Here is a 14986-nt window from a genome sequence, read left to right as displayed (position 1 = left end):
AGATGGCCAAGAAAGATGATCTTCAACTCTCGGCTGACGAGATCGAGGCGATTCTGCGCGACCACAAGGTGCCGACATCCGCGACGAGGGCGGTGCCGGTCCCTCTCAGAGTGAAACGTATCCACTTTTGGGGAACCAAAGAGCTGTCACAGACGCATCAAACGGCCCAAACAGCGGAACCTCGAACCGACAGTGAAGGGCGCAACTCGCTCGTTCAGGTGCCGTTCGACTTCGATTGGTCGCCGCAACCCGGTGTGAACGGAATCGGGAGCGGGAAGAACCTGCGAGGCAAGTCGACGGTGCTGAACGTGCTCATGTGGGCGCTGACGGGTCGAGCTTCGAACTTCCAATCCGACGTCGAACACTGGATCAAAGGTGTCGAAGTGGACTGGCAGGTCGGATCGGAGAGCATTCGAGTACAGTTCCAGACGAGGGATGGCCACCCGACCGGTGCGATCTGGAACGTTCATCCTGGCGGGCACTCTCACGAGCTCGGGACGTTCGACGGACCCGAACAGTTCGAGGGGGTCATCGGAGCGGTGATGATGACGCGAATGCGGCTTGAGCAGATCCCGGTGTGGGCGAACGACCGGGAGATACGACACACCTGGCCTGCGTATTCCAGCGCCCTGGCCGTCCGGGCAAACGCTCTGGACCCTGTGGTGGGGAACGTAACCGCGATCGGTGTTCGGATGTTGCAGATGTTCGTCGGGACCGACTGGGCGCCGGCCGTCGCCGCTTCGGCGACTGCGTTGCGTGGCTTCCTTTCGCGCCAAGAGGCGGTTCAGCAAGAGGCGAGCACCGTCGGAAATGCGGTTCGTGGTGCCCATGCCTCGGCACAGAAACAGGTCGATGATCTGGCCGCAAAACTAGCGGCCCTGCCCGAAGAGACTCCTGACGTGCCGCAGATGCTCGGGTCCGCGGCCCGCGTGTCCGAGCTAGCGCGCGAGGTGTACAGCCTCGAGCAACGCTTGCTGTCCGAAACGGAAGCACTCGACACGATCAACGCGCAGTTGCGCGCGGCTAAAGCCCGCCAACACACGCTGTTGGAGGATGCCCGACTAAGCAAGTTTTTCCACCGGATGAAACCAACCGTGTGTCCCCGATGCGCGTCACCTGTCACTGAAGAGCAACAGGCCGCGGAAGAGACCGACCACGAGTGCTCCCTGTGCATGAAAGACCTAAACCTGCAGGTTTACGATGTCGAGGTTCAGAGGTCCGAATCACAGACGGAAGCCAACGGCCCCGACGGCAGTGACGAGGACGAAGAGCCCAGCCCAGTCGACAGTATCGATGCTCTGGAATCCGCGCTCGCGGCCGCCAAGCAGTCTGTCCAGAGCCTGCGGTCCCAGCTCGACGAGAAGGTAGCCGAGCGCGACCAGGCCACAACTGAAGATTGCCACGGTGCGGAATTGCTCGCAGCAGCCGAAGAACGCCGCGCAGTCGAGTTAGAGCTCGCGCGGGCGCGAGGTGCGCGAGACGCACTCGCACAGCCAACCGTCAGCGCACACGAAGATCCGCCTGATCTGGAAGCGGGTGCAGTTCTCAAAACAGCCAACGACGTGGTGTTGGCGTGGGTTAAAGATGCGCAGACGCCGCTACTGCGCCGGATCTCAGCAGACATCGAAACCCTAGCCGTCTCGTTTGGAGCCGACTCCCTGCGTGACGTGCGACTGCGCGGTAACGGGCAACTCGATGTGACGAAGGGTGGCCAGCCTGCGACCTACTCAAAGTTGACCGCTGGGGAAAAGCTGCGCGTCAAGATCGCGACCGCGATCGCTATCATCAAGCATGGATACGTCTCCGGTGTCGGCCGACATCCTGGGCTGCTCGTGTTGGACTCGCCGGCTGCCGAGGAGGTGCCGGAATCGGACCTGGCGACGATGGTCGAAGCCCTACAGGCGGTGGCAAGCGAAGCGGACATGCAGATCTTCGTTGCCACCCGCAGTGCCGGGCCGTTGGTGGACCTGTTGCCGGAGGAGAATCGTCGGGTCGCTGTTGACGACGCCTACGTGTGGTGATGCTCGACTGCGTACCGGAAGTGTGGTGCGGTGCGCATGTGAGAGGTAGATGGAAGGAGTCCGAGTGAATGCTGCGAGATCGCCACTCGGCACTGAGTTCCGCAAGCTTCTCCAGGCCACCAGCGGACAGCCTGGCCCCACGGCGATCACTGAACTCGGCGGATGGGAGTACATCGCGAGCCAGGTCGCAGACCTGGCTCGCGACCCCGCGATCGTCCCTTTCATCGCGTTGGTGGTGCGTGACGCCGACCCGGCCGACCCGGAGGCCGCCGCTGCGATCCGCGCAGTGGTTGACGCGACCCTGGAGGTTCACAGCCCCGCCGGTTTCGGCGACTGTGTCTCGATGCTCGTGGCATCCGCCTCCACTGTCGCAGCCCAAGGTGTCTACCTCGCAGAGAAGCTTCAGACACTAGTCGAGAGGTTCGCACAGATCGGCAGCCCGAGCGAAGCTGACGTTTCTCGCACAGCCGACGCGCTCGAGAGCCTCACTCAACTTCGGGTCGGCGAGAACCACAAGACACCCTTCGCGCTCCTAGCGTTCCTGCAGGGATGCACGACGCCGGTCCCGCCGCGGCTCGCGAAGGCCGTCATCCGATCGGTCGGCACGGCGGTCGACTACTGGCCGGCAGCAGCCGAGTTCGCCCATGTCGTGAAGGTGCAGGCGGGGCTGACGCCACCGTCCGGGACGCCGGCCCCCGAGGCGGACACCGCTGCGGTTGAGTCTGATGCAAGTTGGGTGCTCGCAAACATCGAACTTGTGACCGCGCTGCGCGCACCTACGCCGGCAGCCATGGCCGACCACCTGAAAACCTCATGCGACTATCTCGCCATCGCTGCCAAAACCTATGAACGCGAGGATGCCGAGGTCCTCGCCGGGGTCTTGGACATTATCGCGAAGCTCGTCTCAGCAGAAGATCAGCCACTCCCGGCGCTTGAGTCGGCGATTCCGGATGCTGGCACGGTCGAGACGATCGTGGCTCGAGCCGCAGAATTCAACATCACCTCCAGCGACCTGGACCACTGGTATTTGGACATGAAGACGCAGACGCTTGCGGCCTGGGTCGCGCTTGCCGAGGACCTTCGCGAGGTCCGTGATAGGTTCGCGCAGGAGAGCTTCTATCGGCCCGAGCAGGTCATCGACAGGATGCTGCAGATTTACCTCGCGTCCAGGTCAGCTCTAGTGGTCCGGCGTGACGAAGACTTCGACGCAGTTCGCGGCGTGGTGCAGCCCGTGATCGAGGCTGGATTCGCATCGAAGGCAGGGTTCCTTGCCAACCTTGAGCAGTATACCCGCGAACTGATGGAACGGGCCAACACCACTCGGGATGATGAGTCGTCAACGGCTGTCGATCTCGACACCGCCAGACAACTGCTTAGCTCCACCCGTGAAGCAGCGCGGCGAGGTACTCCGCCGGGAAAAGCCGAAGGCGGCACGGCCTATGCGTCGCTGCCGCGAGCACTTGAGCAGATTGTCGGCGCTGAGACGCCGTACGCTGAGAGGCTTGCAAACCTCGAACCCGAAGCGATTCAGAGGATCGTGCGGGCGGTCGAAAACAAGCAGATCGCCCAGAACATCACCCTGCTCGAGGAAGACATCCTCAACCGACTTCGCACAGCCCTGGTAACGTGCCGTGATTACAACGGCGAGGCTCGGAAGGCAACCGACCAGCTGATCGTGCTCATGATCCGGTTCGTGGCCGACCGCGTCAATGCTCAATCGGATCGCAAGTCATACCTGTTCAGAGACGACGCCGACGAGAACGACCTGCACCAGGACCTCTATGACTACTTGATGAGCGCACTCGGCCAGGCCGTGGAGCTAGAAGTTCCGCATATCGGGAGTGGTCGGGTCGACATTCGCGTCAAGTACAGCACGTTCGCGCTACACCTGGAACTGAAGGCGGACCACACCAAGAAAGACCTCTCGGACAAGCTCGCGTACGTGAAACAGGCAGTGACCTATCAGGCAACCGACATCAGTCTGGGATTCCTGGTGGCGTTGCGATTGAAGGCTTTTCCCGCGGGGGACCCACTTCCACTCGTCACATCGCTGTTCAACGCAACGACCTTCAACGTGCCTGGGGACAGCGCGCCGAGACACCTCATCCTGGTGGATATCCCGGGCAATAAGACTAGACCGTCGGGCATGAGTGTCAGATAGCACGATCTAGTCGAAGCCACGTGTGAGACCGCGTGCTTTGTGCCGCTGCGCGGTATCGCCAGTTGGCAGTTAGGTCATCGATGACGTCAGGAATGGCGATCGGCGGTCGTTTCGCGGGTGGGGATTCCCGTGTGCTGCTGCTGGAGACGATGGGCTAGTTCCACCGTGTCCGCGGTGGGGGTGGTGTCGAGGTCGGCCAGGTGGGTCCGGAGCAGGGTGAGGGTCCCGGCGATCGCCGTGTGGCGTCCGAGGGTGTGTTGCAGGCGCATGATGTCGCGGTACAGAAGTTCGTTGTGTGGATCGAAACTTCGGGCGGTTTCCAGAAGGTCTAATGTGGATGATGGGTCGTCAGCAACGCGGGCGCGGGCCAGTGCCGCGACGGCGTCGAGCGCGTCGCGGCGAGTGGCTTCGCGGATGGGGACGAGCCATTCGGCGTCCAGCCCGTCTGCCAGCGTTCCGGTGTAGCCGGTCACGATCGCCTCGGTCGCGGCGGTGCGTTCGTCAGGAGTGGTGGCGTAGCGGCGGCGGGCCACGGCGGCGGCAAAGTCCCGGTAGTCGACGGTAACCAGGGCGAAGTTGAGACGGTAGTGACCGCGTTCAGCCAGGATCAGGTTCGTTGCGGCAGCGCCAGCGGCCTCGGACAGGGTTCGGCGGAGCCGGGCCAGGACGGTGCGGATCGCACTGGCCGGGTTGCGGGGCGGGGTCTCGGGCCAGAGGGCATCGACGAGACGGTCGCGCGAGACTCCGTCGGGATGCACTGCAAGATAGGTCAGGACTTCCAGCGGCCGTGTGCTCAACCGGCCGGTGAGGTCCTCCTCCGCGCCTTCGGGGTGGGGTCGCCAGTGCAGGGCGGGGCTGCCCAGCACCGTGAACCGCAGCGGCGTCGCATCCGGCCCGGCTGGCTCGCCCTGGCTCGTGGCGGGCGGGCGCGGTGCGTCGGGTTCGGGGTGCGGCGGCTGGGCTGCTGAGGTGGGGTGCGCGGTGATTTCCAACTCGCCGCGGCCCTCCGCTGCCGACGCGGTCATGGTGAGGTGCGGCGAGATCTCGTCTTCTGCTTCTGCGGTCCGGTCGCTTCCTCGAGGCGGGTGGGTGCGGGCGAGGAACGTGAGGAGGTCACGGGCGTCGGCGGGCGGCAGTCGGAGGGCGCGGGTGCCGCGCAAGGGCTGGCCGAGGCCGGGGCCGGTGGCCGAGATGGTGCCGCTCGGTGTGACGTAGGCGGTCACCCCGGGCCGCCATGGGCCGAGCAGGAGCGCCGTGACCCCGCGGGAGGCGTGGTTGTCCAGGAGATGTTGAAGCCGTGCCTGGCCGGCGGTCTGAACTGGCGGCGAGGCGACCACAACGGTCGGCCTGGTGTCGTGGTCGGTGGTTGATTCCAGTGTGGACAGCGCGGTGTCGAGGTCGGCTACGACCGTGAGCGGTTCGGGAACGTCCTCGGGCGAGGTGGTGGTGCCGAGCAGACGGGTCAGGTCGCCGTCCGGTATCAGGACCGTCGGCGCGGGTGGGCTGCCTGTAGTCGGGGCCAGGAGGGTGAGCAGCAGCGCGCGGAGTGCGGAGTCGCCACCGGGTCCGACCATGCCCAGTCCGTGGGTGCAGGCCAGGTCCAGTGCGATCCGGGTACTGGTGGACCTCTCCCCTGCCGTGCCGACGATGGATACGTCCACCGGGAGCGCGGGGGCTGCGGCTGCGGTGGTGTCGTCGGTGACCACGTGGCGTGCGGGCGCCGCCAGTACTCGCGCAGTGTGGGGATTTGCCGAGTTCGCGGGCGCGGGGTGCTGCGCGTCGACAACGGGCGTGTCGCTGGTGTCGGTGTCGTCGGGGACGGGTTCGAGTACGGGTGCGGGGTCGTCGTGCTGGGCGTGTAGATGGGCCAGGCGCAGCTGATAGACCACCGGGGCTTGTGGTGGGTCGTCGCCGCGTTCGAGACTGCCGGGACGGTAGCGGGCGTGGCGGCGGCGTCGCGCGCGCAGCAGCAGGGCGCTGACCGCCGCCGCCAGCCCCAGCCCGACCAGTGCCTCGCCGCCCCACATGACCACCCCGGAGGAAGGATCGCCCTCCTCCGTTGCGTCGGCTGCCCCGTCCGGCGTCGGCGCGGGTGTGGGTGTGGCAGTCGCGGGCGGTGATGGCGTGGTGGGCGGTGCGGGCTGCGTCGGTGGGACGGCAGTGTCTGTCGGGGTGTCGCGTGTCGGGGTGGTGTGGTCGGCCGGTAGGCGCAGAAGGTCTCCGGGGTGGATGAGGTTCGGGTCGGTCAACACGCGCGGTCCGGGCTGTGTGCTGCCGCGGTTGAGCGCCCAGATTTCGGGCCAGCGGTCACCGTCGCCGAGGCGTCGCTGGGCGATCCGCCACAGCGAGTCGTGTACGCCCTCGGACGGGGGCCGCACCCGCTCCAGTCCACCGGTGCGCGTGTCGGCCGGTGTGTGGCGGGGCTGCTCGGTCATGAACGGTGCGGTGGCTGCGGGCGTACTCGGCCCAGCTGTCGCGGCAGGTAGGCCCGGGCTGGCCGGCATGGCCAGAGCGGAGCGCCCGAGAACGGTCACCAGCAGGGCTCCGACGAGGACTCCGGCCACGCGCCGCAGCGGTCCCCGTGGCGGCCGACGGGTGCCGCGTGCAGCCTCACGGGCGCACGCGGCGACGTCGACGGCGAACACCGCCCAGATCACCCAGGCCGCGCAGGCCAGCGCATCGAGCAGGAATGCCGTCGACATCGGCGTCGTCACCACGGCGCGCAGTTCGCTGAGGCTGGGCACGTGGTCTGGCAGGGGCCAGCCCACCCCGCCGATCAGCATTCCGGGTACCCCCGCCAGCAGTCCGAGCAGCACGACCCCGGCGAGCACTGCCGACCCGACGCGGCTGAGTCGCCCGGCCCGGCGCGAGGGACGGAGTCGTCGGCTCATCCGGTGCTCGCAGCGGGTGGGGATGCCGCGGACATGTCGTCACTGCCACCGCTGTCGGGGCTGTCCAGTGCGGCGGTCTGTGGTGTGGATGCGGCTTCGGTGTGGGAAGGGCGTGGCCGCGAGCGGCGAGCGCGGGCGTTCTCGGTGGCGGGACGTTTGCGGGGCCGTCCGCGTGGTTTGGCGGCCTTTTCTTTCCACCGCGTCAGGTCTGCGGCCGGGACGTCGATGACCTGGGCCAGCTCGGCGATGTCGATGACGTCGGCGGCACTGGCGACCGCGGTGGACAGTTCGCGCTCCAGGTCGGCCAGCTGACCGGACACCGTGCTGTGCCGCCGCGCCAGCTCGCCGATCGTGGTGGCCGCCTCGGCGCGGCGGGCCGTGCGGGCGGCATCCACTTCGTCGAGTCGGCGAGCGATCTCGTCGTGTGAATTCACCATCAGGTGCTCCTTCCTCACATCGGTCGCGCGGGGGTTCTCAGGATTCGATGCCGCGGACTCCTCGGTGGGGCTGGGCCGAGGCGTCCGCGCGGGTGTGGATGTCATCGATGCCGACCAGCGACAGCAGTTGCGGGTGGTAGGTGGCCGACACGGCCACGGTGACGATTCGCCCGCTGGTGGTGACGGTGCCGGTGGCGCCGACGCTGGCCAGGTAGCGCCGGGCCAGCAGCCGCGCATGGGCCGGGTCGATCTGCACCTCGCCGGTCGCGCGGTAGGTGGCCAGGTCGAGGGCTTGCGCTCCGGCGCGGGCGGCGGACTCGGCGTGCCCGTTCGCGCGGACGGTGGCCGCCAGCGCGAGTCCGCCATCCAGGCTCAACCCGATCAGGGCGAGCAGCCCGACGCAGGCGGCGAGGACGAAGGCGGTGACTTGACCCGCCTCCTCGCGCCACCACCCCGGCCACCCGTCGCGGGGCTCGGCCGCACTCATGGCCGGGCCCCGGACGGTTGGGAGCGGTGCACGTCGACGACCTCGGAAGCGGTGGAGGACAACGTCCGCTCGCCCGGCGTGCCGAGCAGGAGCGCTTGCCCGAGGTCCACGGTGCAGCTCACGCGCACGGTGACCGTCCGGCCCGGAGCCGGCCGGCCGGACAGACGCGTGCTGGGGTCGCGGCACACGAGTCCGGCGCGAGCCAGCGCGGCCGTGGCGGTCTTGCTGGCTGCGGTGGCGGCGGCGGGAGTGGTGCGGTGCAAGGTAGCGGCGCGGGCGGCCTGGTGGGCTACGTCGTCGATGCGCAGACGTGCCTCGACTCCGCGATGCACGAGCACGGCGACAAACACCAGGAGCAGCACCAGGAGAGGTGCGATCAGTACGGCTTCGGTGGTGGCCGATCCGCGCTCGGCGGCCCACCAGGCACGCCACCGGACACGGCGCCTGGACCGGGTGATGACGGGAGTCATGAGAGTCCTCCCCGAGTACTGCTGGAGGGCCAGGTGTGAGGTGGGTGTTCCCAGACGAATGCGCCGGCGCTGGTGAGATCGCGGGCGGCAGTGATCGAGGCGAACACCGCCGGTGGCAGCTCCGCGGCCGCCGAACAGGCGAGTGCGAGCTCCTCGGTGCGCGGCAGCGTGTCCGTGGTGGCTGCGGCGCGTGTGGCGAGGTCCGCGTGGCGTAGCTTGGCCTCCCATGCCCGCAGCAGGCTCGCGCAGTCGTGGGCGTGGCAGGAGACGTCGTCGAGGGCGGCGTCGGCGGCAGTCACCGCCCGGCGGGCGGCGGCAATCTCGGCCGGCTCCTGTTCGTGGAGGCCGGCGAGTTCGTCCAGCAGGGCACGGGCGGGGGCCGTGCGGTGCTGGAACGTGAGGACGTGCCATGCCACGCGATGCAGCTGGACGGGCATGGCCGGGTCGAGCCAGGGGCGTGCCGGGCTGGTGTGCACCTCAGCGACCGCCTGCATGAGGCTTCGCACGGTGCGCTGCTGTGCCTTGTCGCTGGTGAGCGCGCGACTGCGCAGGAACATCCCGGCCGCACGGCCTTCAGCAGTGGCCGCGACGTGGATCAGGGGGCGGCAGGCGCGGCGGCGACCGACCAGCACGGCCGTCACGGCCATCAAAATCCCGGCGGCGCAGGCGGAGGCGCCGACGAACCCGGTCCCGGCGCCCGCCAGGATCGCCACCGCAGCCAGCGCAACACCGGCGAGTCCACACAGCACAGTGGCTGGGTGCAGCGCCGCACGTAGGCGCGCGGCGCGCCAGTCCCGCGGAGTGAGGTCGGGATTGATCAGCACGCAGTCGGGGCCATCGGCGAACCGGGCCGTCTGCACCGGACTGGGCGTAGGGGTGGCGTCGGTGCTGTGCATCAGAGTCTCCTGGGGCATGGCACGGATTCACCGCCCTGACCACGGTTTCGCCGTGGAGGTGTCGGGCACGAACCTCTCCCGCGGGCCGGATGCCTCCGCCGTGACGGCCAGGCGCAGGCCGGGCAGGACCGGGGTGGCGTGGCCGCTCACGCGCGCCGACGCCCCGCGCGGACCGCGGGATACCGTCAGCTCGGCCTCGCGCAGAGGTCCCGGGGCCAGGTCGCTGAGCACGTGGCTGCCGGCGTCCTGTCCGGCGGCGATGGTCCCGCGGTGGGTGCGGGCGGCGGCCAGGGCTTGGGACGCTGCGGCTTGGGCGACGTGGGTGGCGTGCGACCACAGGGCAAACTGGATGATCAGCAGGAGCGTCAGCAGCAACAGCGGTGTCGCGAGCACCAGCTCGACAGTGACCTCGCCCCGGTCACCGCGCGCCGCCGCGCGCACCTGCATCACCGGCCCGGAGGCGCGTGTTCGGTGTCGGCCTGCGGCGGCCATGTCAGCCGAGTCCGAGGTCGATCGAGTTGGCCTTCTGGGTCAGTTTGGCCACGATGATGCCGATGATGGCGATCGCCGCGATGGCCATCAGGGCGGTCACGATCACCGTGGTCGTGATCTCCCCACGCTCGGGATCGCTGCGCAGCACCGCCGCGCGGCTCCACATCAGGGCCCACACGACGCGGATCTGGCTTTTCATGATGTGACCTTCCTTCCTTGACATGTCGACGGATTCGCGAATCCGGGTATGCAGCTTCAAAGTCCATTGAGGACGCTCAGGACGGCCGGGTAGGCGATGAACCCGAGGAATCCGACGAACAACAGCGTCACCGGCAGGGCCATGCGTTCGGTGGCGGCTTGAGCCTCGCGCTCGGCGTCGGTGATCTGGTGGGTGCGGAGGGCGCGAGCCTTGGCCGCCAGTGAGGTACGTACGCGGGCGCCTTCGGTACCGGCCAGGGAGATGGCAGCGGCGAGTTCGGACAGTTCGGTGATCTCGAGTTCCTCGCCGAGGCGGCGCAGGCTCTCCCACGGGGTCGTACGAGTCAGGTGCGCGGCGCCGAGGGATCGGCGGATCGCGGTGAAGGCGGGTCCGGTACCGACGTCGGCAGCATCGGCGAGGGCGGCTTCGATGCCGGCTCCGCCGGCCAGAGTGATCCACACCAGGTCCAGGTATGCCGACAGGGCGTCCCGGAACTCGCGGCGCAGCCGTCTGGCCCGGCCACGCACGTGCAGATCGGGTACGAGGAAGCCGACAGCGGCGCCGGCGAGACCGGCCAGTACCGGGACCTCGACGGCGATTGGCGCGCCGGTAAGGGCCAGCAACACGGCGGCCAGCGCGGGTGTGAGCAACGCTGCCGCGGCCAGCAGTACCTGGGTGGCCAGGTGAGTCGCGGGGCCGCGGCCGGTGATGCGCAGGTCGGCGGCGATGCCCGCCCCGGGGAGTCCGAACCGGCGCAGTGCGGGCGTGACGCGGCGGCCCCAACGCGTGACCCATGGGGCTTCGGCCGCGTCGGTCAGCGTTGGGGCGCTGTCGGTGCGTGCCAGCGGTGCCCATTGGTCGCTCAGGCGCGGGCGGGCTGGGGCGGCCCACACCAGCAGCAGCCACAGGCCCAGCCCGGTGCCGCCCCCGAACACCAGCGCCGGCATCACGGCCGCTCACCTCCGGCCACGGCGGTGGTGGGCGGGTCCAGGTCGATCAGGCGTGGCGTGGGCCGGCCGCCGGCGATGCGGGCCAGCCAGGCAAAGCCCGCAGCGAAGCTCGCACCGATCACGGCGAGTACAAGTTGTCCGGCCGGGGTGTTGTAGACGTCGAGGTAGGCGCGGTTGAACACCACGACGCCGGCAGCGAACGCGCCGGTGGTGGCCACGATGACCCGTACCGAGGTTCGGGTGCGGGCGCGCCCGGTCTCCACGCGCATCCGCATTGCCGCCTGCTCGCGTGCAGTGGTGGCCAGCGAGCCGAGCAGTTCGGTCAAGTGCCGTGCCTGGTGCTCGGCGGCCAGCACCAGCGCGGCCAGCACCAGGTCCGCGGTCGGGTCGTCGAGTTCACGCGCGAGGCGCCGCAGGGCCGGCGCGAGGCGAACCCCGCTTTCCAGTCGCGCGGCCAGGGCAGTGATCTCGGGACGGATCGCCTGCGGGGCGATCGGGGCAGTGGCGAGGATGGCCTGTTCGAGGCCGGCGGCTGCCGAGAGCACATCGCGCAGCATCTCTGCCCACGCGGCGATCGCCTCGATGCGAGCAAGCCGGCGGGCGTGAGCGCGATCGGGGCCGAGCAAGCGGGGCAGGAACCACACCGCAGCCGCGGCCAATACACCGCCGATGATCCATCCCGTCCCGACCGCGGAGAGGACGCCGATCGCGGCGACCAGGGCCACGCGTATCCCCGCGCCCGGCCGCCCCGCCGCAGCGCGCACTCGACGCACCCATCCCCCGTCGTGGCGCGGTCGGATCGCCGTCGTGGGGCGCAGTGCGGTGATGATCAGTCCGATGCCGCCGGCCACACCCAGGCCCGCCCCGGCGACGATGAGGATGCTCGCCGCGGTGGTCATGGCCGCCACTCCTGGCCGGCTCGGGTGCACCGATCGGGCGTGTAGCCGACGGCGACGAGGTCGTCGAGGGTGTCGGTGCGCAGGGCGCCGGGCAGGAGGACGGCGCGCCGATCGGGACCGCGGCGGGCGACTTCGTTGGAGATCACCGCGCCGGCCTCGGCATCGACGACCTCGCGGATGGAGGCGATCACGCGGGTGGTGCGGTCGCAGGCACGGTCGAGATGCACCACGAAATGCACGGCGCTGGCCACCAATAGGGCGGTGGCCTCCAGCGACAGCCGTTCCTGGCCTTGCGCGGCGTAGGAGGCCAGGCGGGTGAACGCGATCTTCGAGCTGGAGGCGTGCAGCGTGGCCATCGACCCGTCGTTGCCCTGGCTCATGGCGTTGCACATCGGGATGACTTCGGCGCCGCGGATCTCGCCGACGATGACCCGGTCCGGGGACATGCGCAGTCCCCAGCGCACGAGCTCGGCCTGATCGATCGCACCTTCGCCTTCGACGTTGGGCTGGCGTGCCTGCAACGCGGTCACGTCGGCGTGCAGGGTCGGGTCGAGGTCCAAGCCGAGTTCGAAGGCGTCTTCGATCGTGACGATCCGCTCGAGCGGGTCCATCTCGGAGGCCAGGGCACGCAGCAGCGTGGTCTTGCCTGCCCCGGTGCCGCCGGTGATCAGGACGTTCTTGCGCGCTCGCACCAGGGCACGCAAGAACTGTTCCAGTTCCCCGTCGAGGGTGCCTCCGCGGCGCAGCTGGGCGAGGGTGGTCGTGCGATAGCCGTGCCGGCGGATCGTGCATGCGGTGACCCCGCTGGCGGTCAGACCCAGCACTGCGAACAGCCGCTCGCCGCCGGGCAGTTGTAGGTTCAGTGCTGGCGAGCCGCGGTCGAACCGGCGTTCCTCCGACGAGGCCCGCGCGGCCAGTGTGCGGATCAGGTCGGTGAGTTCGTCGTTGGACTCGGCCACGGGTGCGGCTGGGGCGCGGCGCCCGTCGGCGTAGTGCACGATCACCCGGTCGAAGCGGTTGACCACGATGGTCTCGACCGATGGGTCGTCCAGCAGTGGTTGCAGTCGGCCCAGTCCGAACACCTCGTCCAACACCTGCTCGACGACGGCGCTTTCGGTGGCCGAGTCGAGCAGTGCGCGCCCGGCGAGTAGTTCGGCTTCGCTGTGGGAGGCCAGGGCGGTTTCGACGATCTCGCGGCCGATGTGGCGGCGTCGCGAGTTCGGGAGCATCGGCCCGCCACTGGCGGTGGCGCCCTCGCCAGCGGCCTCGATGCGGTCGGGCATCTCGGTGGCCAGCGCCTCGCGTAGGCGCGCGCGCAACCGGTGACGCGGCTCGCCAGGCTCCCCGACCGGCGCAGCGGTGGTGTGGTGGATGGAGGTCATGACAGGGGCTCCTTTCGGGCCGACGTGGAGTGCTGGTCGTCGCGACGGGCCGGCTCTCCCGCCGATGGCGGCGACGCCGGCGCTGAGGGCGAGGGCGGGCCGGGCAGGCTCGCGCCAGCAGTGCGGACCTGTTGCGGCGGCACTCCGGGCACGGCCGCAGGCGGGCCGCCAGCTGGTGTCGGTCGTGGCGTAGCGCTCGGGGCGGCGAGGGCGCGGGCGAGCGCGGCGATGCGGCGAGCCAGGCCACGGCGACGCTGCGCAGGTGACGTGATCCTGGTGAGGGCAGCGGCGCCGGTCGGGTCGTGGGGCAGGCGGCCGATCGTGGGGATGCCGAGGGCGCGTTCGACGTCCCGGGTGGAATGGCCGGTGCCGGTGAGCAGCAGGCAGGGCCGCGGGGTCCACGCGGCCAGCTCGCCAAGGCGGGTGGCGGTGTGCGCCAGTTCGTCCGGGCGGGTGCCGCTGACCAGGAGCAGAACATCGGCCTGGCGAGCGATCGCCTCGGCGGGTGTGGCGGGGTCGAGTCGTCCGCAGTCCGCGAGCAGCACCACGCCGGGGTTGGCCGCCGCACCACGGAGAAGTGAACGGCCCGGTCCGCTGGCCAGAATGGTCAGCGCCGCGTGGGCCTGAGCGGCAGCCGGTGGGGCGGGCAGGGCATGGCTGCCTCCCGAGACAAGGTGGGTGTGGTCCCACACGGCCGCAGGCTCGCGGGTGCGACGGGTGGAGGCGGCGAAGCTGGCCAAGCCCGGCGTGGCGGGCAGCCCGTAGCGGACAGCCAGATCCCCACCGGAGGGATCGAGTTCGGCCACCAGACGGCGGGTGTGCTGCGCCTCAGGCCACAGCGCTGCCAGGGCGGTGGTCACGGTGGTCACGCCTGGTGCGGCTTTGACCGAGCCCACGGCGATGAGCATCAGCGATCACCCCCGCCCGACTGCAGGACCAGGGCGATCCGCTCGGCCGGAACTTGCGCAAGCTGCCCGGCCTGTTCGGTGGACATTTCGAGCGAGACGACCGTGGTCTGGTCTGTCTCGGCGGGGACCAGGCCGAGCACGGTGGCAGACCACGCAGCCCCGGGCTTGGGCCCTTCGGTGACAGCAGGACCACCTTCTGACGTGGTGACCAGCACGCGCACCGGGTGGCCGGCGGCAAGTTCCGGTGGGTATCGGCCCGGCGCGAGGGCGACGGCGACCACCGCACGGCCCTCGCCCGGCAGGGCGGTCGGGCCGACGACCTCGCCATTGAGTAGAGCGCCTGCGGGCAGGCTGGTGGCCAACGGCCGTCCCACGAGGCTGTGGGCGCGATCGGCGGGAATAAGATCGAGGTCGACGTCGGTGGACACGTCGACAGTGCGCAGGTCGGCGCGCGTCAGTAGCTGCCCGACGGTGACCGGGTGGGCCAGCGCTACCACCGGTGTGCGCGCTGCGGCGGCCGTGCTCCACCACAGCGCGCCGGCCACACAGGCCACGACCAACAGCGCCCCAGTCACCAGGTGCGGAATGCGCCGACGCGGCGCGGACCTGGTCCGGTGACTGGCCGTGCCGGACGGATCGGCCCAGGCTCCGGCCTGCACCGTGTGTTCGCCGTGCGTGGGGGTCGTCGTGCTGGTCATCGCGGGTTCTCCAGGCATAGCTCGTCCGCACCGCGTGTGCCGGTGCTTGTCAGCAGCAGCAACGCAGTCAGGAAACGGGACAGGTTGTGCGAAGT

Annotated in this window: 14 protein-coding genes; 2 read left to right on the top strand and 12 right to left on the bottom strand. The window is 69.4% G+C overall.

Annotated features, from left to right (window positions below; genetic code table 11):
* Positions 1-2: 2 nt before the first annotated feature.
* Together LY12_RS17435 and LY12_RS17430 are read left to right on the top strand one after the other, a co-directional pair.
* A complete protein-coding gene (locus tag LY12_RS17435) occupies positions 3-2021 on the top strand; it encodes a hypothetical protein (protein WP_253858046.1) in 2019 nt (672 codons plus the stop codon).
* Positions 2022-2085: 64 nt separating this feature from the next.
* Positions 2086-4182 carry a hypothetical protein gene (locus LY12_RS17430; protein WP_253858045.1) on the top strand — a complete coding sequence of 699 codons (2097 nt, stop codon included), beginning with the start codon at positions 2086-2088 and terminating at the stop codon, positions 4180-4182.
* Positions 4183-4268: 86 nt separating this feature from the next.
* Here the strand turns inward: LY12_RS17430 and LY12_RS17425 are convergent, their stop codons facing one another.
* Genes LY12_RS17425 through LY12_RS17370 form a run of 12 tightly spaced genes read right to left on the bottom strand, consistent with a single transcriptional unit; the run spans position 4269 to position 14891 of the window.
* Complete coding sequence (locus LY12_RS17425; protein ID WP_253858044.1) at positions 4269-7073, bottom strand: AfsR/SARP family transcriptional regulator; 2805 nt, start codon at positions 7071-7073, stop codon at positions 4269-4271.
* A complete protein-coding gene (locus tag LY12_RS17420) occupies positions 7070-7510 on the bottom strand; it encodes a hypothetical protein (protein ID WP_253858043.1) in 441 nt (146 codons plus the stop codon). Before LY12_RS17420 ends, LY12_RS17425 begins: the two co-directional genes overlap by 4 nt.
* A gap of 37 nt (positions 7511-7547) precedes the next feature.
* Positions 7548-7997, bottom strand: a complete 450-nt coding sequence (locus tag LY12_RS17415) for a pilus assembly protein TadG-related protein (RefSeq protein WP_253858042.1) — start codon at positions 7995-7997, stop codon at positions 7548-7550.
* Entirely contained in the window at positions 7994-8467 is a 474-nt protein-coding gene (locus LY12_RS17410) for a TadE/TadG family type IV pilus assembly protein (protein ID WP_253858040.1), read from the bottom strand. Before LY12_RS17410 ends, LY12_RS17415 begins: the two co-directional genes overlap by 4 nt.
* The gene (locus tag LY12_RS17405) at positions 8464-9363 is read right to left on the bottom strand and encodes a hypothetical protein (RefSeq protein ID WP_253858038.1); all 900 of its coding nucleotides are present in this window, start codon (positions 9361-9363) and stop codon (positions 8464-8466) included. Before LY12_RS17405 ends, LY12_RS17410 begins: the two co-directional genes overlap by 4 nt.
* 27 nt (positions 9364-9390) lie before the next feature.
* Positions 9391-9810 carry a TadE/TadG family type IV pilus assembly protein gene (locus tag LY12_RS17400; protein ID WP_253858884.1) on the bottom strand — a complete coding sequence of 140 codons (420 nt, stop codon included), beginning with the start codon at positions 9808-9810 and terminating at the stop codon, positions 9391-9393.
* A gap of 46 nt (positions 9811-9856) precedes the next feature.
* Positions 9857-10054, bottom strand: coding sequence for a hypothetical protein (locus LY12_RS17395; RefSeq protein ID WP_253858037.1), 198 nt, complete (start codon positions 10052-10054; stop codon positions 9857-9859).
* Between the two features lie 56 nt (positions 10055-10110).
* The gene (locus LY12_RS17390) at positions 10111-11004 is read right to left on the bottom strand and encodes a type II secretion system F family protein (protein WP_253858035.1); all 894 of its coding nucleotides are present in this window, start codon (positions 11002-11004) and stop codon (positions 10111-10113) included.
* Positions 11001-11912: a type II secretion system F family protein gene (locus LY12_RS17385; RefSeq protein ID WP_372493551.1), complete on the bottom strand. Its 912-nt coding sequence runs from the start codon at positions 11910-11912 to the stop codon at positions 11001-11003. Before LY12_RS17385 ends, LY12_RS17390 begins: the two co-directional genes overlap by 4 nt.
* A complete protein-coding gene (locus LY12_RS17380) occupies positions 11900-13285 on the bottom strand; it encodes a TadA family conjugal transfer-associated ATPase (RefSeq protein WP_253858031.1) in 1386 nt (461 codons plus the stop codon). Before LY12_RS17380 ends, LY12_RS17385 begins: the two co-directional genes overlap by 13 nt.
* Positions 13282-14193 (bottom strand): CpaE/TadZ family protein, encoded by a 912-nt coding sequence (locus tag LY12_RS17375; protein WP_253858022.1) that lies wholly within the window; start codon positions 14191-14193, stop codon positions 13282-13284. The genes LY12_RS17380 and LY12_RS17375 overlap by 4 nt, the downstream gene beginning before the upstream one ends.
* A complete protein-coding gene (locus tag LY12_RS17370) occupies positions 14193-14891 on the bottom strand; it encodes an SAF domain-containing protein (RefSeq protein WP_253858020.1) in 699 nt (232 codons plus the stop codon). The genes LY12_RS17375 and LY12_RS17370 overlap by 1 nt, the downstream gene beginning before the upstream one ends.
* Between the last annotated feature and the right edge of the window lie 95 nt (positions 14892-14986).

This window comes from Prauserella alba (genome assembly GCF_024171735.1).
Taxonomy (GTDB): Bacteria; Actinomycetota; Actinomycetes; order Mycobacteriales; family Pseudonocardiaceae; genus Prauserella; species Prauserella alba.
Note: the sequence above shows the minus strand (reverse complement) of the source record. Positions and strands in the feature narration are given on the sequence as shown.